The sequence below is a fragment of the Bacillus sp. SD127 genome, from assembly GCF_058566445.1.
In genome coordinates, this window is record NZ_CP191226.1 from 3,304,341 (window position 1) to 3,322,512 (window position 18,172).

Annotated in this window: 20 protein-coding genes, 1 tRNA gene and 1 pseudogene; 3 read left to right on the forward strand and 19 right to left on the reverse strand. The window is 44.2% G+C overall.

Going from position 1 to position 18,172, the window contains the following annotated elements; genetic code table 11:
- Window positions 1-48: 48 nt before the first annotated feature.
- From ACQVGS_RS17245 to queG, 13 genes and pseudogenes are all read right to left on the reverse strand, one after another.
- A complete protein-coding gene (locus tag ACQVGS_RS17245; protein WP_024120693.1) occupies window positions 49-423 on the reverse strand; it encodes a hypothetical protein in 375 nt (124 codons plus the stop codon).
- A 12-nt stretch (window positions 424-435) separates the two neighbouring features.
- Window positions 436-966, reverse strand: a complete 531-nt coding sequence (locus ACQVGS_RS17250; RefSeq protein WP_003224063.1) for an NAD(P)H-dependent oxidoreductase — start codon at window positions 964-966, stop codon at window positions 436-438.
- A 22-nt stretch (window positions 967-988) separates the two neighbouring features.
- Window positions 989-2,593: an MFS transporter gene (locus ACQVGS_RS17255; protein ID WP_044156655.1), complete on the reverse strand. Its 1,605-nt coding sequence runs from the start codon at window positions 2,591-2,593 to the stop codon at window positions 989-991.
- 40 nt (window positions 2,594-2,633) lie between these two features.
- Window positions 2,634-3,300, reverse strand: a pseudogene (locus ACQVGS_RS17260) (biotin/lipoyl-containing protein).
- A 35-nt stretch (window positions 3,301-3,335) separates the two neighbouring features.
- Window positions 3,336-3,800: a MarR family transcriptional regulator gene (locus tag ACQVGS_RS17265; RefSeq protein ID WP_106021570.1), complete on the reverse strand. Its 465-nt coding sequence runs from the start codon at window positions 3,798-3,800 to the stop codon at window positions 3,336-3,338.
- A gap of 159 nt (window positions 3,801-3,959) precedes the next feature.
- A complete protein-coding gene (yhbH, locus tag ACQVGS_RS17270) occupies window positions 3,960-5,138 on the reverse strand; it encodes a sporulation protein YhbH (protein WP_095713766.1) in 1,179 nt (392 codons plus the stop codon).
- A 178-nt stretch (window positions 5,139-5,316) separates the two neighbouring features.
- Window positions 5,317-7,212, reverse strand: coding sequence for a serine/threonine protein kinase PrkA (prkA, locus tag ACQVGS_RS17275; RefSeq protein WP_024120689.1), 1,896 nt, complete (start codon window positions 7,210-7,212; stop codon window positions 5,317-5,319).
- A 357-nt stretch (window positions 7,213-7,569) separates the two neighbouring features.
- Complete coding sequence (locus tag ACQVGS_RS17280) at window positions 7,570-8,277, reverse strand: polymer-forming cytoskeletal protein (RefSeq protein WP_024120687.1); 708 nt, start codon at window positions 8,275-8,277, stop codon at window positions 7,570-7,572.
- A gap of 10 nt (window positions 8,278-8,287) precedes the next feature.
- On the reverse strand, window positions 8,288-9,001 hold the full coding sequence (locus ACQVGS_RS17285; RefSeq protein ID WP_059352592.1) for a bactofilin family protein: 714 nt from the start codon (window positions 8,999-9,001) through the stop codon (window positions 8,288-8,290).
- On the reverse strand, window positions 8,992-9,633 hold the full coding sequence (locus ACQVGS_RS17290) for a YhbD family protein (protein ID WP_167492247.1): 642 nt from the start codon (window positions 9,631-9,633) through the stop codon (window positions 8,992-8,994). The genes ACQVGS_RS17285 and ACQVGS_RS17290 overlap by 10 nt, the downstream gene beginning before the upstream one ends.
- A 113-nt stretch (window positions 9,634-9,746) precedes the next feature.
- Window positions 9,747-10,229: a tRNA (uridine(34)/cytosine(34)/5-carboxymethylaminomethyluridine(34)-2'-O)-methyltransferase TrmL gene (gene trmL / locus ACQVGS_RS17295; RefSeq protein ID WP_081638260.1), complete on the reverse strand. Its 483-nt coding sequence runs from the start codon at window positions 10,227-10,229 to the stop codon at window positions 9,747-9,749.
- Between the two features lie 37 nt (window positions 10,230-10,266).
- The gene (locus ACQVGS_RS17300; RefSeq protein ID WP_081638259.1) at window positions 10,267-11,196 is read right to left on the reverse strand and encodes an amidase domain-containing protein; all 930 of its coding nucleotides are present in this window, start codon (window positions 11,194-11,196) and stop codon (window positions 10,267-10,269) included.
- A 79-nt stretch (window positions 11,197-11,275) separates the two neighbouring features.
- A complete protein-coding gene (gene queG / locus ACQVGS_RS17305; protein ID WP_106021571.1) occupies window positions 11,276-12,421 on the reverse strand; it encodes a tRNA epoxyqueuosine(34) reductase QueG in 1,146 nt (381 codons plus the stop codon).
- Window positions 12,422-12,504: 83 nt separating this feature from the next.
- On the opposite strand from queG, the gene ACQVGS_RS17310 reads away from it, so the two are divergent.
- Window positions 12,505-13,128 carry a hypothetical protein gene (locus ACQVGS_RS17310; protein WP_024120682.1) on the forward strand — a complete coding sequence of 208 codons (624 nt, stop codon included), beginning with the start codon at window positions 12,505-12,507 and terminating at the stop codon, window positions 13,126-13,128.
- Window positions 13,129-13,218: 90 nt separating this feature from the next.
- On the opposite strand, the gene ACQVGS_RS17315 is transcribed toward ACQVGS_RS17310, so the two are convergent.
- A tRNA-Gly gene (locus ACQVGS_RS17315) sits at window positions 13,219-13,292 on the reverse strand.
- Window positions 13,293-13,485: 193 nt separating this feature from the next.
- Here ACQVGS_RS17315 and ACQVGS_RS17320 point away from each other — a divergent pair.
- Complete coding sequence (locus ACQVGS_RS17320) at window positions 13,486-13,686, forward strand: helix-turn-helix transcriptional regulator (protein WP_010333491.1); 201 nt, start codon at window positions 13,486-13,488, stop codon at window positions 13,684-13,686.
- A gap of 1 nt (window position 13,687) precedes the next feature.
- Window positions 13,688-14,161: a hypothetical protein gene (locus ACQVGS_RS17325; RefSeq protein WP_024120681.1), complete on the forward strand. Its 474-nt coding sequence runs from the start codon at window positions 13,688-13,690 to the stop codon at window positions 14,159-14,161.
- An 18-nt stretch (window positions 14,162-14,179) separates the two neighbouring features.
- On the opposite strand, the gene rpsN is transcribed toward ACQVGS_RS17325, so the two are convergent.
- The 5 genes from rpsN to ACQVGS_RS17350 form a co-directional block, all read right to left on the reverse strand.
- On the reverse strand, window positions 14,180-14,449 hold the full coding sequence (gene rpsN / locus ACQVGS_RS17330; protein ID WP_106021573.1) for a 30S ribosomal protein S14: 270 nt from the start codon (window positions 14,447-14,449) through the stop codon (window positions 14,180-14,182).
- Between the two features lie 107 nt (window positions 14,450-14,556).
- The gene (locus tag ACQVGS_RS17335) at window positions 14,557-15,123 is read right to left on the reverse strand and encodes a YgaN family protein (RefSeq protein ID WP_491731820.1); all 567 of its coding nucleotides are present in this window, start codon (window positions 15,121-15,123) and stop codon (window positions 14,557-14,559) included.
- Window positions 15,124-15,178: 55 nt separating this feature from the next.
- Entirely contained in the window at window positions 15,179-16,315 is a 1,137-nt protein-coding gene (gene ssuD / locus ACQVGS_RS17340; protein WP_106021574.1) for an FMNH2-dependent alkanesulfonate monooxygenase, read from the reverse strand.
- A 19-nt stretch (window positions 16,316-16,334) separates the two neighbouring features.
- Entirely contained in the window at window positions 16,335-17,168 is an 834-nt protein-coding gene (locus ACQVGS_RS17345; RefSeq protein WP_081638258.1) for an ABC transporter permease, read from the reverse strand.
- Window positions 17,162-18,163 carry an aliphatic sulfonate ABC transporter substrate-binding protein gene (locus ACQVGS_RS17350; protein ID WP_106021575.1) on the reverse strand — a complete coding sequence of 334 codons (1,002 nt, stop codon included), beginning with the start codon at window positions 18,161-18,163 and terminating at the stop codon, window positions 17,162-17,164. Before ACQVGS_RS17350 ends, ACQVGS_RS17345 begins: the two co-directional genes overlap by 7 nt.
- Window positions 18,164-18,172 lie beyond the last annotated feature (9 nt).

Consider the following 18,172-nt stretch of genomic DNA (forward strand, 5'->3'; position numbering starts at 1 on the left):
GCATAAAAAAAGCAAACCCGCCATGAGTAAACGGATTTGCCTTTGATATTATTTCTTTTTATTTTTCATGGAGAGCAGCGCATCACGATAACTGCTGTCCTGCATTTTGTCACTTTTTTCAGTGACCTCTTTGTCTTTCTGATCTTCCTCAGAATGCTTAAACTTTTGAAGCGCCTGCCTGTAGAAGTCATCCCCAATTGAGTCACTTTTCTCTTTTTCAGAGTCAGTTTTTACAACGGCTGGGACATGCTCAGCAGCCCGTGCTTCAGCAGGGTATTGTGCTTCGTTTTCTTCCTCTTCTGGAGGGGCGATTTTTTCAGCTGTTTCTCGCTTCTCGAGTCCAGCAGAGGCGTTGCGGACGTTATACGTGATAAGGCCCGCAATCACAATGACAGCAGCAATAATTGCTATAATAATGGCCATTTTAACCTCTCCTTACTGTCCGGCTGTTAAGTTTCCTGTGACTTGGCTGACGCGTCTTCCTAATGCGCGGCCCAGCTGGATACCTTCCTCAGACATTAACTCATCACTGTCTACCGGGCAAGTGACGCCCGCTCCGTAGTAAGAACCGTACAGCGCGTTTTCAGGCACATTGCCAGGCAGACCGACAACAATCATCCCTTGGTGGAACATTGGCGTGATTAAGTTGTGCATTGTCATTTCCAAGCCGCCGTGTGTTGTTGCCGTTGTGCAGAATACTGCGCCGACTTTGTTGATCAGCTCGCCTTCAGCCCATAAGTAGCCGAGTCTGTCGATCCAAGTTTTCAGACCTGCACTGATTGTTCCGAAATGCCCGGGGCATCCCCAAATAATCGCGTCCATGTCTTTAAGCTTGCGGATATCCGCCTGATCTACGTGGTCGATGAATACTTCAGCCGCGTCGTTTTCCCGAGCGCCTTCAGCAATCGCTTCTGCCAATACCTTTGTATGTTCGCCTTCACTGTCATACACTACATAAATTTTCATTCAGGAAACCTCCCTGTACAGTTTAAGATTCCTTAACTTCTTTTGGAGCCGGAAGCAATGAAAGCTCCTCTTTTTTCTTTTTCTCCGCACGCAATTTATCTTTTCTGACATCACGCAGGAAAAGACTGAGAATCACACCTGCCACACAGAATAATGTCGCCCACATAAAGGCGTCATTAATCCCCATGACGTTTGAATCGAGTGTCGCGTGTTTATAAATATGTGAGTAAACATACGTTTTCGCTGTTTCATAAGGCACATTCATATTCACCATTATATTCGAAACTGCATTTTGGAACGCATGGAGGAAGTTCGGGTCCGCCGTGCTTGTTTTATCTGCAATTTGTGAATAATGGAATGTCGTGCGGTTTGTATAAATCGTCGTAATTAAGCTTGTTCCAATTGATCCGCTGATTTGGCGGAGCGTGTTGCTCATCGCCGTTCCGTGACTGTTCAGACGGGCAGGAAGCTGGTTCATCCCGGCTGTCATGACAGGCATCATTAAGAGTGACATACCGAATGCGCGAATTGAGTATACAAGCATAATGTGTGTATACGGTGTATCGATGGTCAATTGCGTATATTGGAATGTTGTCACCACTGTCACGACCAGACCGATAATCGCAAGCGGTCTCGGGCCGAATTTATCAAACAAAATACCTGAAATCGGTGACATGATCAGCATCACGATCGCACCCGGAAGCAGAAGCAGACCGGATTGAAGCGCCGTAAATCCGACCAGGTTTTGCAGATAGATCGGTAACAGGAACATACCAGTGTAAAGTGCCACTGTAATAATGATATTAATAACACTTGAGAGTGAGAAAATGTCGTATTTAAACACTCTGAAATCAAGCATCGGATCATCATGGCGCAATTGCTGAACAACAAAAGCAATAATTGCAATGACGCCGATTATAACTGTAGACAGTACAACCGGGTCGGTCCAGCCGTCAGAACCCGCTTCACTGACTCCGTATAATAAGGATGCGAAACCGACAATTGAGAGGATCGCTCCAAGTGTGTCAAGTTTGATTTTTTGCGGCTCCACCAGATTCTTAAAGATGAAGAAAGCCACGATGATAACAATTGCGCCGACCGGCACAAGTCCGTAAAACATAATGCGCCATGTGTAATGCTCAATAATCCACCCAGAAAGAGTCGGGCCGACCGCTGGAGCAAACATCATCGCAAGTCCGAAAATCCCCATTCCTTTCCCCCTGCTTTCAGGCGGGAAGATTAACAGAATGGTTGTCATAACGAGCGGCTGCAAGATACCTCCGCCCACGGCCTGGATCAAACGGCCGATCAGCATTACAGAGAAGTTAGGTGCGATACCGCAGACTAACGTACCGAGCGTAAAACAGAACATCGCAACGAGAAAGAGACTCCGTTGGCCGAACCGTGTAATCAGGAAAGCAGATAACGGAATCAATACGCCGTTAACAAGCATGTAACCTGTTGTCAGCCACTGAATCGTCGTTGCACTTACGCCAAATTCAGTCATTAAGTGCGGCATTGCGACGTTAAGCAATGTTTGGTTTAGTATTGCCAAAAACAAACCCGCCATTAGCACAATCAGCAATGTCATAGGGCTTTTTGTATTTTTTTCTTTGCCTGTAGCCATCTAAGACAACCTCCTTTCATGGTTTGATGACTGATCTGTTTTACTCAGAAATCTTAACAGATGCATTCATACCTGGAAGCACCTTATCAGATGGGTTTTTGATTGAAATTTTAACAGGAACTTTTTGCGTTACTTTTGTGTAGTTTCCGCTTGAATTTGTAGATGGAAGCATATCAAAAGTTGAGTTAGTCGCATAGCCAATTTCTTCTACAGTACCGTCAAAAGTTGTATCAGGATCTCCGTCAACTACTACGTCTACACTATTTCCTACTTCAACATCCGCAATATCTGTTTCTTTAATATTTGCTGTGATGTACAGGTTGTCCATGTCAATCGTTTGCGCAATTGTTGTACCAGCCTGTACGGTTTGTCCGTTTTTCACTTCGTTTTTCACAATTGTTCCATCCATGATGGATTTTACATCAACAGTTTGTTCACCTTTGATTTTTGCAACTGTGTCGCCTTTTTTCACTGTTTTTCCTTCTTCAAGATCCCAGTCGGATACTTTGCCTGCTGCTGGAGCTGAGATAGCTGCCATATCGCCGGCTACTTTTGCTTCATCTGTTTTTACGTAGTTTGTGCTTTGATAATAGTAGTAAGCACCTCCGCCTATAATTGCAAGAACAACAATCAAACCGATAATGTTGGTCAGAATTAAACGTCCTCTGTTCATTTTGTTTTTCTCCTTTCGTTTCTTCCTCTATCATTTTGTGGAAAGCTGGTGAAAATATGTGGGAAGTTTTCAATTACCGCTTTTTTCTGCACAGCCTTCAGCGAGCTTAGATAAACTCCCGGCAAGCTTACGCAAATACTGAAGCTGAGACGTGTCAAGCTTCTGATACAGGCTCGCGCCCATTTTTGCGTATTGCACAGCGGCTTTCTGTAAAAGTTTTTCCCCCTCTTCGGTTAACTGAATCATGACGATACGGCGGTCATCCGGACTGTCATATCGATTCATCAATTGCCGGTTATATAGGATATCGGTCATCCGGGTCACAGAAGCAGGCTTAAGATCAAGAGACATGGCCAGCTTGCTGAGCGGCGTGCTTCCGCTTTGATGAATTTTAAACATCAGTAAATATTGAAGGACTGTAATATCAAAAGGCTCAAGCACAATCTCCAATATCTTCTTCTGTTTTTTATAGATAGCCCGAGACGTATCGAAGAGCTGTTCAAAAGTGAGCAAAGCACGTTCTGATTCAGTCAACTCCTTTTCACCTCATTCCTCAATAATAGTTCACAAGATAAAATATTAATAAATGAAAGAAGATTTGTCAAAGGAAAAATTCCTTTTTTCCTCTTATTTTTTTCGTAATCGCTTTCTTACTTTTTTTAAATAAAAAAAAGCCCTGAAATGGGCTATTCACTAGGATAATTGATGGCTGATGCCAGTTTCTTCATTTCTAAAAAAGTTCTTCAGCGCCTGAAAAACGTCTGACTTCTGCTTTAAAATATAGTATTTGAATTTCTCGTCTTTCACATTTTTATAAGCCGACATTAACGTCGAGTGTCTATTGTATTGATTGACCTCGCCATAACAGAATAAATTTGCTTTCTTCATAATATCATTCACCAATTTCACGCACCGGGCATTATCAGATGTGAGATTGTCGCCGTCGGAGAAATGAAAAGGGTAAATATTATAACGGGCGGGGCTGTATTTTTCATCGATCAGCTCAAGCGACTTTCGATATACGGAAGAACAGATTGTTCCGCCGCTTTCTCCCTTTGAAAAGAAATCTTCCTCAGACACAACTTTTGCTTCTGTATGATGGGCAATAAATTCAATTTCAACTGTTTCATATTTCGTCCGTAAAAAGCGGGTCATCCAGAAAAAGAAGCTTCTCGCCATGTACTTTTCCCACACGCCCATACTGCCGCTCGTATCCATCATTGCTAACACGACAGCTTTTGACTCAGGCTTCGTGACATCATTCCATGTTTTATATTTTAAGTCCTCCGGATAAATCGGATAGAAAGACGGCTTCCCTGTCATCGCGTTGCGTTTAAAAGCCGACATCATTGTTCTTTTCTTATCAATATTACCGGTTAACCCTGTTTTACGGATATCGTTAAACTCAATATCCGTGTGGATGATATTATCTCTTTCTTTTTGCTGAAGATTCGGAAGCTCTAATTCTTTGAAGAGCGCTTCTTCTAAATCCATTAGTGAAACTTCTGCTTCATAATAATCCTCGCCTGCCTGATCTCCGGCCCCCTGGCCTTTACCCGGCCCCTGCTTTTTGTCTGATCCGTCCCGGGCTACCACATCTCCAACCTGGCTGTCGCCGTCCCCTTGCCCTACATGTTTATTTTTATCGTAGTTATAGCGGATTTTATACTCATCCAGTGAGCGGATTGGAATTTTCACTACATCCTTGCCGTTAGACATAATAATGCTTTCCTCGGTTACGAGATCCGGGAGATTGTTTTTTATGGCTTCCTGTACTTTTTTTTGGTGGCGCTGCTGGTCATCGAAGCCTTTGCGATGGAGGGACCAGTTTTCCTCAGAAATCAAAAAATGGCCGCTGTCATTTTGGGACATGAATTCCCCTCCTTAACCATTTATGGTCGTGATACATACCTATTCCGGCTTGTGCCAGATTATGAAACAAGTCTTTCGAAAAGATTTATATTCATCATATGCGCATAAGTACAGTTAATTGACAAACTATTTAGAAAATGGTACAAAACAACCCGCCCTGTTCGGACGGGTCACTTGCTTATCGGTTCAGCAGGCTGCCGACGTATTTCAGCAGCTCATTGGCACTCGTCGAGTTGTAGCCGTGCTCATCAATTAAACGGGCCACGACTTCATTTACTTTCTTCAGCTGCTGCTCATCAGGCGTTTTCGTTGAGGTCGTAATTTTAACGACATCCTTCAAATCAGCAAACAATTTTTTCTGAATGGCTTCACGCAGTCTTTCGTGGGAATTGTAGTCAAACCGCTTTCCTTTTCTCGCATAAGCGGAGATGCGGATTAAGATTTCTTCGCGGAACGCTTTTTTCGCGTTTTCGGAAATGCCGATCTGTTCTTCGATCGATCTCATCAGCTTTTCGTCCGGATTCATTTCTTCCCCTGTCAAAGGATCACGCAGCTTATTTTTATTGCAATAAGCCTCTACGTTGTCGAGATAATTATCCATGAGCGTTTTGGCTGATTCTTCATATGAATACACAAACGCTTTTTGGACTTCCTTCTTCGCAATATCATCATATTCCTTACGTGCTGCGGAAATAAAATTCAAGTACCGCTCCCGATCCTCGTTTGAAATAGACGGATGCTGATCAAGTCCTTCTTTTAAAGAACGGAGAACATCAAGGGAATTGATCGACTCCATATTTTTTCTGATAATGGTTGAAGAAATGCGGTTGATCACGTAGCGCGGGTCAATTCCGCTCATCCCCTCATCATTATATTCTTTCTTCATGTCCTCAACGTCTACTGAATTAAAGCCTTCCACACTTTCTCCGTCATACAGTCTCATTTTCTTCACCAGATCAATATCAGACCGCTTCGGCTCTTTTAATCTCGTAAGGATTGAAAACATCGCGGCGACCTTAAGGGTGTGAGGAGCAATATGAACATCCGATACATCACTTTCTGCGATCATTTTTTCATAAATTCTTTCTTCCTCAGACACTTTTAAGTTATAAGGAACAGGCATCACAATAATTCTGGAGTGCAGGGCTTCGTTTTTCTTATTAGAAATAAATGAGCGATACTCCGTTTCATTCGTGTGAGCTACGATCAGCTCATCAGCAGAAATTAACGCAAATCGCCCGGCTTTAAAATTCCCTTCCTGTGTCAGTGAGAGCAAATGCCAGAGAAACTTCTCATCACATTTCAGCATCTCCTGAAACTCCATCATGCCTCGGTTCGCCTTGTTCAGCTCTCCGTCAAACCGGTAGGCGCGCGGATCAGATTCAGAACCGTACTCGGCAATGGTTGAAAAATCAATACTTCCCGTCAAATCGGCAATATCCTGAGATTTCGGGTCAGACGGGCTGAAGGTGCCGATTCCCGTACGCTTATCCTCAGAAAAGAAGATCCGCTCCACCCTCACATCTTCAATACGCCCTCCGTACTCTTCCTCCAGCCTCATCACATTTAATGGTGAAAGACTTCCTTCTATTCTAATGCCGTATTCTCTGTAAAAATCCTCCCGCAAATGATGAGGGATTAAATGAAGGGGGTCCTCGTGCATCGGGCAGCCTTTAATCGCGTATACAGCACCATTATCCGTCAGCGTGTACGCTTCAAGACCTTTTTTGAGCATCGTGACCAGCGTTGATTTACCGCCGCTCACAGGGCCCATTAAAAGCAAAATCCGCTTTCTGACATCAAGCCTTTTCGCAGCCGGATGAAAATATTCTTCCACAAGGCGCTCGAGGGATTCTTCAAGCCCGAACAGCTCGCGGTCAAAAAAGCTGTACTTCTTCCGTCCGTCAATCTCCTCTATCCCGCTGTCTTTTATCATATTAAAAACACGAGAATGAGCAGATTGCGCGACCATTGGATTTTCTTTAATAATCTCCAAATAATCAGCGAATGTTCCTTCCCATTTCAGACGCTGCTCTTCCTCTCTGTACTTTTCAATTTTCTTTAATATATCCATAAGGACCTCCTCTATCATGTTTGATGCGCTGTGCAAAAAAAGGTACTTTGATACAATCTATGCCGTCAGCTCGTGATACATGCTTTGGTTTCTTAAAAATAAAGATACCTTATACAGCGTTGACAAGGCAGACTGCGTGCGTTCATAATAAAGAAAATACAGAATCATCCAGACTCGGACAGCAGGAAAAATTGAAGAGGGGGAGAGACGGTGAAAACAATCATCATGATGGGAGTCATTGTCACTTTTTTAGTATCAATTTTTACCGCAGGGTACGATAGCAAGCCGGGAAAAGAATAAAAAGAAAAGGGTGCTCCCTCCTGAGAGCACCCTTTTTCTTTGTAACAGAACAATGTTTTACAACTTAATTCTTTTCATCATTTTTGAATGCTGATCGCATTCGCATTTGTTTTCAAACTCAACTGTGCCGATTTTACAGCCGGGCCCGATAACGACTTCTTTCCCTCTGACAACCGCCGCCTCGGTATTTTCCAAATAGATTTTATCTCCTTCAATCAGCTCCGCAGTTAGTTTCGCTTTTTTTCGCGTAAAAAAGCGCGCACGTTTTTTTACAGTAATGGACGTTCCGCCTATTTCCCGAACCCGGCTGGCATCATGGCTCAATCCGATATCAATCTCGCCTGCATTCAACAAACCTGTTACGTCCACACAGCCAGTGATATGAAACGATTCGATTTCACAATCGCCTTTCACGCTGAGCTTTCCTTTTGCTTCACACGAATCCCCTGCCATATTGCCGCCGATCTCAGTCAGACCCTTCAGCTTCAATCGGCCAACATGAAGAGCGCCTCTGACTTGCATCGTCCCATATATGCTGATTTTGTCCGCAGTCAAATCACCTTCAAACTCGCTTTCTCCGAATACTTTCAGCCGTTCAGTCTCCGCGTTCCCGAGAAAACGGCCTGTGCCGTATATGCGGCAGCCTGCAGCAGACAGTCCTTCTCCAACCGTACCTTCACCTTTGATGCTGACATGGTGATAGGCACCTCCCGCAGCGTGTCCGGCACCATATAATTTTAAATTCCCTAATTTTACTGTTTCCATATGATCCTCCTTACATTCTTGTGTACGTGCCTACCGAAGCGTTCGGATCACAAGTATAATCACCGCTGTATTCCACGGTCTCAATCCGGCAGTTCGGACCGATTTTCACTGTGTTTCCCCGCACAGTCTTGGCGTTCGTATTTGTCAGCTCAATCACGTCCCCCTCGATCAGTTCAGCCGTTAACACAGGGGTCGGCATCAGCTTCAGCAATGTCAGCATCCCTTTTCTGCCCGTCACTTGAAGATGGCGGCAGCCGATTTCCCGCACATAACTCTCTCCGGAAGAAAGCTTTATATTCACCTGATCAGCATTTAAAAGACCGCTGACTTTGCATTTCCCTTCGGTCTGAAATGTTTCCGTTTCACAATCAGCTTCCATGACCGCCTTTCCGGTGATCACAATGTCATCAGCCTTGACTGTTCCGCCAAATGTTGACGATCCCGCAACCTTCAATTGTTTAGCGGCGGTATCACCTTGAATAAAGCCTGTTCCATTCATGCGGATGGATTCTGCTTCAACATCCCCATGAATTTTCCCTGAACCGCTGATGGTTACTGTTTTTGCCTTGACGCTCCCATCCGCTTTACCGGTCCCGTTAAATGAAAAAGAGTCACACTCCACGTCTCCGGCCACGGTTCCGCTGCCATTAATCTCAACTGATTGAAATTTTCCGCCCTTTGAACTCCCCGTACCGTTTATCACCAGATTATCCATTATTTCCATTGATGGCCCTCCTGCATATATTTTGTCTTTAGTTCCTCTGAAGCATTTGCTAAATCCACTCTATCGACAATCTTGACGGACGACTCAAAAAGGATGCTGTCTGCGGCAGCCGCTATAAAACAAGTCGTTACACCCAGCTTGCGTAAAATGATCAGTTCCGTCTGCTTCTTGATCTCCGCTGTATCATACTTCCTCAATACCTCAGCAGCCATTTTCACTTCTTCCAAGCTGACATTTCCGGATTGTAAAAGCCCTTCAAGCACATACAGCGACAACAGCTCCCGAGAAGAAAACACCGTGTCTGCTCCGCCTTCTGAAAAGACATGCAGAGCCGGCTTTGATATCAAACCTTTCGTCAGCAATTCATCAGCTGTCATGTTCACATCCTTCATTTTCGGTGACAGCATCTCCCGCATCTCATCCAAAGACAAATTTTCTTTCATCTTTTGAATGATTGAAATGCGCTTTAAAATATCCTCTCTAGGAAAAAACGTCTCTTGCCCTGTAAATGTGGATTTACGTATAAACCACTCCTCAGGGATTAAATTTTTTCGTTTCCATCGATACAGCTGACCGTATGAGATGGATGTTTCTTCAAGCAATTCTTTTTTAGAGATTAATTGATCTTCCATAAGTCCAGCTCCTTTGATGGATACATTGTAACATAACACTGTTACGTTGTTAAGCCCAGAATAAAGTTCCATAACACAAAAAAACCCGCCCATACACATGAGCGGGTTTTTCACTATTTTAAATCTCGGTAATTTTGCTGACGCAGCGCCTCATACACAAGAATCGCTGCGGTATTGGACAGATTTAGCGATCTGACATGCTCTGTCATCGGAAGACGCAGGCATCGGTCCATATTATTTTGAATTAATTCCTTTGGCAAGCCGCTTGTTTCTCTTCCGAATACAAAGAAATAATCCTCGTCAATATCCGTGTAGTCAAAAGATGTATGCGGCTTTTGGCCGAATTTCGTGATGAAGAAAAACTGCCCTTTTTTATATGCCTCAAACAATTCTTCTAACGAGTCATGATACACTACGTTTACAAACTCCCAATAATCAAGTCCGGCGCGCTTCAGCATTTTATCATCTGTTGAAAAGCCGAGCGGACGAATCAGGTGGAGCGTTGTATCTGTTGCTGCGCAAGTACGTGCGATATTCCCTGTATTAGCAGGAATTTCTGGTTGATATAAAACGACATGTAATGCCACTGTGTTCACCTCTATTTTTCTTATCCGCCCATCATTATATCATTAATTACTCTTTTGTCGTATCATCAACGATATGAAAAAAGGCATATCGGATAGACGGTGTGTATGCAGTTGAATCCTCGTATGACCAATACCTCATCCGGCTGTCATAGGACTGGGCGTTGACAAGCGGCATATTGCCTTTGTCCTTCGCCACCACAATCGTTGTATGATTAAACCGGCCATCTCCCTCAAAATCATAGCAAATCACATCACCCGGCACCAGCTCTTCCGCTGATTTCACCCGAACCGCTCGAAGGCCGGCCTTGGAATTCGTCAAATACATTTTCATCGAGTGCGCCACCGTCCAGCTATAGCTCCAAGAGCTTTGTTTCATCCACCAGCCAGATCCTCTGTTCGGGTGACCGCGCATTGGCGCTCCTCCTGCATGAAGACACTGAGAAATAAAATTCGTACAATTATCGCTGAAATTCTTATAAGCCGGATTACGCTTGTTCCAATATTTTTCGGCATATTGTACCGCTCCGAGCCGGTCATATTGAAAAGCTCGGCCAAACGCTTCCCTTTCTTCCTGTGAATAGTCAATAATGCTTTGGCCTTCACTAAAGCCCGCCGGTTTTTTTATCACTTCCTGATCCTTAATCAGAATTTGATCATAAACAAAAGCGACTCTTTCTTCTATCTGCTCTTCCATATACAGACTGTCATCCTGCTCCTTGTATAGATATTCGAAGTGTATGATATACCTGATGCAGGCGGTTCCGTCATCCTCAACCTGCACATAGTCTATGACAGCTTTTGCTTTCGCTTTTATCATCTCAATCTTACGTTTTTCCAGAAGCTTTTTCTTTCGTTCCATGACTTCCAGGTCTCCGACTTGAGGCTCCTGTCTCAGATCATGCCCGTTTACCAGATAGCTGAGACGCTCCTCCGCTAGTTGTTCTAATATGTGCTTCAAGCTCACCCCACCCGACATACTTTTTTATAGAGAAAAAACACTTGGCTGCATCTCAAGTGTTTTTTCCTTCTGCTCTATACGTATGTCAGGACAAGACTTATTTAGTCATGCCGGCTTTTAGCAATTCAATTCCTTTTTCAATTTCCTGCTTTGCCTCTTCATCATTTTCTTTTTCCAGTGCTTTTTCAAGCTCCTCCGCGTATGTGTTGTCTCCGATTTTCCCGATCGCCCAGGCAGCCGTCCCCCTGATTACCGGGCGCGCATCTTTATGCATAAGCTCCGTCAGTTCAGACAGTGCGGAGGTGTCTTTAAAGTGGGCAAGCGCCAGAATCGCATTCCGTTGAATCGGTTTTTTTCCGCGCCACGAGCCTGAAACATGTCCGAATTTCTCTTTAAATTCACGGTTGCTGATGGTTAAAAGCGGCTTCAATAACGGTTTTGCAATCTCGGGATCCGGTTCCATTTCAGGATGCAGATGAAAATCCTTCCCTTTATTGATTGGACATACCGTTTGGCACGTATCGCATCCATACAGTCGGTTTCCGATTTTCGTGCGGAATTCATCCGGCAAAAATCCTTTTGTCTGGGTCAGAAAAGATATACAGCGCTGAGCGTTAAGCTGCCCAGGGTTCACAAGCGCTCCCGTCGGGCAAGCATCTAAACATTTGGTGCATGATCCGCACATATCCTCAATCGGCACATCCGGCTCGAAAGGTATATTTGTAATCATTTCCGCCAAATACACATAAGACCCGTACTCCGGCGTTGTAATCATACAGTTTTTGGCGCTGAACCCAATTCCGGCCCGTTCCGCCACTGCCCGATCAGACAATTCACCCGTATCGACCATTGATTTTGTCCTGATATCCTCATGCTTGCTTCTCAGGAAATCCTCCAGAAGATCGAGCTTTTCCCGCAGGACGTCATGATAGTCCTTTCCCCAGGAGGCTCTGCAAAAAATGCCTCTGCGCTCAGTTCGCGTGCTTCTTGGCGCATCCTTCATTCTCGAAGGATAAGCAAGTGCAATCGCCACGATTGATTTCGCTTTCGGCAAAAGCAGCGTCGGCGTCACTCTTTTTTCAATATCAGGCTCTTCAAAACCGGAAAGATATCCGAGTGACTCCTGAAGAATCAAACGGTCTTTTAAACTGTCAAATGTATCAGCGGTCGTAAAACCGATCTTGTCCACGCCAATGCTTTTCGCGTATTCAATTAATTCTTCTTTCAGCTGATAAACGTTCATGGTTTGCACAGCCTCCTTTCTTTGTGATAAAACAATAAGCCGTTGTATAATAGGTTGATATCCCGTAATTGGAGTGAATGCATGTGAATATCAAACTTGATCCTGTTATTACTGAACGAGCGGCAGGAATAAATGCAGCCGCTGTGATATATGAAAATATTGAAGTCGGATCCTCTCCGCAAATGCTGAAAGGCAGACTTCGTTTATTTCAAGAGTCCCTGTTTTTTGACTATGCGGACGGCGGAATTTCCAGCCAGCCTTACGTCAAAGAATGGCAGACAATCTTTAAGCAGCTTGACCCTTCATTCGAGGGAGAAAAAACGCCGATGGAGCAAATGCTGATCCCGATATCCAAAGAACAATTCATGGAAAGCGAGGATTCAGCCCATGATACCATACATTTTTTCGCGTTAAAATATTCTCTCCCCATTATGATCTATGATGCCGGCAAGCTCCAGGAGCCAGTCCGGATTTCAGTAGGAGAAAAAGATAACATACTGATTTATTCTGATGAAGACGGGGTATTCGGCGATTTCAAAAACAAAGTCAATCAAAAACCCGTCACCGCAGATACAAAAAGCATGCTGCAAATCATCTTTTTCCCGCCATCGATTAAAAAAGAAAACGCCGTTAACCTATTAACATCATTAACGAAAATGTTTGAACAAATTCACGGCGGCGGCCATACAGTACATTGGCTTACGTAAAAGAACACGAGATTCGTGTTCTTTTTCACATAAAAAAACGCAATACTTCGTTTATCTGAGAAACGAAACACTGCGTTAATAACGTATGTATGGAGCGGGTGATGAGAATCGAACTCACGACATCAGCTTGGAAGGCTGAGGTTTTACCACTAAACTACACCCGCATTTGTTATTGGCGGTGTCAGCACCGCTTTGACTTTTATTATGTTACACGTTTATTAATTTTTCGTCAAGAGAATATAAAAAATTTGTCGAAAGAAATTTTTATTTTTGTAATATTGTTAAGTTACATTTACATAATGTTAAATAAACTATACAATGGAAGAAAGTGAGAATGTGAAGGTGGCAGACGTCATGATGAAAAATAAAGTGAAAGAGCTCAGAGCGCGCTTCAGCTATTCTCAGGAAAAACTCGGAGAAACGGTCGGCGTCACGAGACAAACGGTAGCAGCAATTGAAAAAGGAGACTATGTTCCCTCACTGTTATTAGCATTAAAAATCTGCAAAGCCTTCTCCATGAAAATGGAGGATGTCTTTTGGCTAGAGGAGGAAGACTAATATGGGCATGAAAACAAAAGCAGCATTTCACCTCGTTTTGTTCGGCCTTGCATGCTGGACACTGATTTCATACTTTGAAGCTTCGGAAGGCATTGGAGCCTTTTTCAGCACAAGGAACGGCCAGATGATGTTTGAAATAAACATCACCCCGTTTATTCTTTTTATTGCGGCAGCTGCAGTTTATATCTATTTACAAAAGAAAAGCCGACCTGCATCAAAAAATCTTCTGCTGCCAGATGAATTTGAGGAACAGGATGAAAGAGAGCAGATGATGACGGCAAAAGCCTGCCGTGCGTCATATATCGCCGTCTACTTTTCACTGCCTGCCGCCGCTGTCCTGCTCATTTTTTATCCGCTGTTTCAGTCACACATTCCCTTTTTCCCTATTATTATCGTGTTTATCATCATGATCATCCAGCACATATCCTACGTCATTTCCTTCAAGAAAAATGAAAAAAACTCCGGCGCGGTGTAATCGTCCGGAGTTTTTTTCTTACCAGCTTGCTTTTTTCACACCGGGAATGTGGCCTTTATGCGCCAGCTCCCTAAAAGCAATTCTGGACATTTTAAATTTTCTCATATATCCTCTCGGGCGGCCCGTTACCATACAGCGGTTATGGAGTCTTCCCGGTGCTGAATCTCTCGGCAGCTTGCTGAGTGCTTCGTAATCTCCTTTTGCCTTTAACTCTTGTCTGATAGCAACATATTGTTCAACAAGCTTCTGGCGTTTTAATTCTTTTGCCACTTTTGATTTCTTAGCCAAGAAAAAGCCTCCTTTAAATCGTAATATTTACGATTTAAAATGTATCACGATGTATTCTAAAATGCAAGCACACCGCTCGGTAAAACAGACGGCCGAAGCCGTCCATTCTATTTATGCAATTCAATATAATAAAGCAGAGCATCTTTATGTTTAATCAGTTCATTTTTGTTTTCAGAGGTTTTCATTGTACCGTTAGAATCCTTTATGCTGCTGCCGATCAATATCGGTTTCCCGAAAGAAATTGGCTCCGCTGATGATATATTTTGAGTCATTTCCTGTACAGCGCTGACGTCACGCTGAAACGATGAAGCAGCCGTGCTGCTCCCTTGTTCATCAACAATGCCAAAGTGAACGGTGCTCATTTTTTTCTGCCCTTCCTCATTCTCAAAATAAACAAATTGTAATGTATCGGGATTTTCTTCCGTGAAATCAGCAGTTACCGGACCTATCGTTTCAACAAGCTTTCCGTTTTGGTAATGTTCAATGTACATGTCAGCCTCAGAAATGCTTTCGTTGATATTAGTCACTTCAGCAGCGAATGAATGCGGAGCCGCAATCTTCATTCTGTTTTTTTCAATATCTGAAACATCTGCCTCTTTGATTTCCATGTGCTTCGTATTTCCGCATGCTGACAGCATGACCATCAGAGTAACGGCACTTATAAGTATTCTCAGAAAAAACAGCCCCCTTTTTTGATTATCATACCATGTTCGGAGGCTGTGTTTTCACTTAAACTGACGCATGATTCTCTTTGACAAAATAAGTGTTACCGACGGCTTCTCCTCTTTTTTTCTGAAGTTTCCTTGTCCGCTCATTTTCGAACGGCAAAAGCGGGAAGACGAGCTCTGCAAAATAGTACGCTTCTTCTAAATGAGGATAGCCGGAAAAAATAAATGATTCAATGCCGAGGGCCTGGTACTCCGCTATGCGGTCGGCAATAGTCTGCGGATCTCCGACAAGAGCCGTGCCTGCCCCTCCTCTGACCAGGCCGATACCCGCCCACAGATTCGGGCTGATTTCAAGCTTTGTCCGATCGCCTCGATGAAGCTCCGCCATCCGCTTTTGACCCGAAGAATCAGCACGGCGCAAAGCGTTCTGTGCTTTGGCAATCGTGTCATCATCCAAATGGCTGATTAAACGCTCAGCCGCTTCCCACGCCTCATGTTCTGTTTCACGGGCGATCACATGCAGCCTAATGCCGAACCGCACTGTTCTTCCCTCTTTTTCCGCTTGCTTTTTGACTCTCTCAATCTTTTCTTTTACCTGCTCAGGCGGCTCACCCCACGTTAAATACACATCTGTATGCTTTGCCGCGACTTCAATTCCAGCCTGTGAGGACCCGCCGAAATAGATAGGCGGGTGCGGTTCTTGCCGCGGCGGGAATAGCAGATTGCTGTTTTCCACTTTTATATGGTTTCCTTCATAGGTAACCGTTTCTCCGCGCAAAAGCCCCCGCCAAACAGTTAAAAATTCGTCCGTTGCTTCATAGCGCTCATCATGACTGATAAACAGTCCGTCCCCGGCTAGCTCGTACGGATCGCCCCCTGCCACAACATTAATCAGCAGCCGTCCATCTGAAATGTGATCTAAGGTAGAGGTCATTCTGGCTGCAAGAGAAGGCTGCATTAACCCGGGCCGTACCGCGACTAAAAACTTTAAGTCCTTTGTTTCCCCGGCTAACGCCGCGGCTGTGAGCCAAGGGTCCTCGCACGATCTTCCCGTCGGCAGAAGGACTCCTGTATACCCCAGCCTGTCAGCGGCCTGCGCCACTTGTTTAAAGTATTCATGATCCGCCGTCCGTCCATCGCTTTCCGACCCTAAATACCTTGCATCTCCATGTGTCGGAATAAACCAAAGAATGTCCATATCAATCTCTCCTTTTCGTCTATTTTCCCTCGTAACTGTTTCTCCACTTTAATAGCTTTCGTTCAAGCAGTCTGACAAAAGAATCCGTCAGCTTTCCAACCACCGCAAAAATGATAATCCCGGCAAACACTTTATTTGTTTGTGAAAATTGTCTGGCATCCATGATCATATAACCGACCCCTGAGCTTGAACCCATCAGCTCCGCTACAACAAGCCCAAGCCATGCAATACCTAGCGATAAGCGAATGCCGAGCAATATATTGGGCAGGGATGCCGGCACAATCACTTTTGTCATCTGCTGGTGCCATTTAAATTCAAGCACCCGGGCAACTTCGAACAGCTTAGCGTCAACTCCGCGAATGCCGTTAAATGTATTGATATACACAGGGAAGAAAGCGCCGAGCGCAATCAGCAAAATTTTAGATATTTCATCAAAACCGAACCATAAAATAAACAGCGGCGTGACAGCCAGATGCGGAACGGTTCTGAGCATTTGCAATGATGGGTCAAGATACAATTCCGTCCGTTTTGAAAATCCGGCCAAAATTCCGATCAAAAGTCCAAGCCCCGCACCAAGTACAAAACCAAGCGCTGCCCGGTATATACTGATTTGCAGATGGCCAAAGAGCTCGCCTGTCAAAATGAGCTCTTTAAACGTCAGCAAGATCGCAACAGGTGTAGGGAGCACTGTCGCCGACACGATGCCAAGACTGCCGATCACCTGCCAGATGGCTATGATCACAGCAGGCAGCAGAAGCCCCTTTGCCCACCCGTATTTGATTCTATGGGGCTTTCTTTGTATCGCTTCAGCATTTGCTTTCGGCAGTGAACCTGCAGCCTCTGCTTTCATGATGGATCACCTCCAGAGACTTTTTCCTTTAACGCTTTTTTGATAAATGAATTATCAACAACTTCTCTCACATCAATTTTCTTATCTATCGCTTTTGTTTTAAATTGAAAATCCGCTGTCTCCTGCTGCGCTTTTATAATGTCTTCACTAATAACCTCATTCAGAGGCTCCGTATTTTTCAGCACATTTTCAACGACCTTTTTATCGAGATCTTTTATTTTTGCATACAAGTCAGCCGCTTCATCCGGATGTTCCTTTTGCCAAACAACCGCCTGATTAAATACCTTCAGAAAACGGACCACTTCGTCTGGATGTTCCTTAGAGAATGTTGTTCTAACTAATGTAAACCCTGGTGAATATAAATCGGTGCTTTCCCCGTTCACAAGAAGTTTCGCTCCGTGTTTGATTGTTTCTAAGGATAGGTACGGCTCCCAGATGGACCAAGCGTCAACCGAACCGTTTTCAAACGCAGAGGCCGCTTCATCAGGCTGCAGCTGAATAATGGTCACGTCATCAGCTGACAAGCCTGATTGATCAAGCGCTTTATACAAAAAGTCAAAGCCGCTGCTGCCTTTCGCTACAGCAATTTTCTTTCCTTTTAAATCTTTGACCTCCTTAATCCCGCTGGCTGGATTCACAAGTATGCCGTTCGCCTTTAATCCGTCCTGAGACAAGCCAATTTCTTTAAAATCAATGCCTGCCGCCTGTCCAGCGATCACTGGTGAATTGCCGACTTGAGAAAAGTCAAGTTTATCTGCTGCAAGCCCTTCAAATTGTGGCGGCCCGCTTTGAAACTCCACCCATTTCACCTTGATGCCTTCTTTTTCAAAAGCCTTTTCAAACCAGCCTTTTTCCTTGGCAATTAAAAGCGGGCTTAAGCTTTGCTGTATTCCGATCCGAATTTCTTTCAATGGTTTTTTATCACCGCTGGCTCCATTTGCTCCGCACCCTGCCAGCAGAAAAAAAATAGATGCCAATACAATGATTCCTTTTTTCATCTCTGCTTC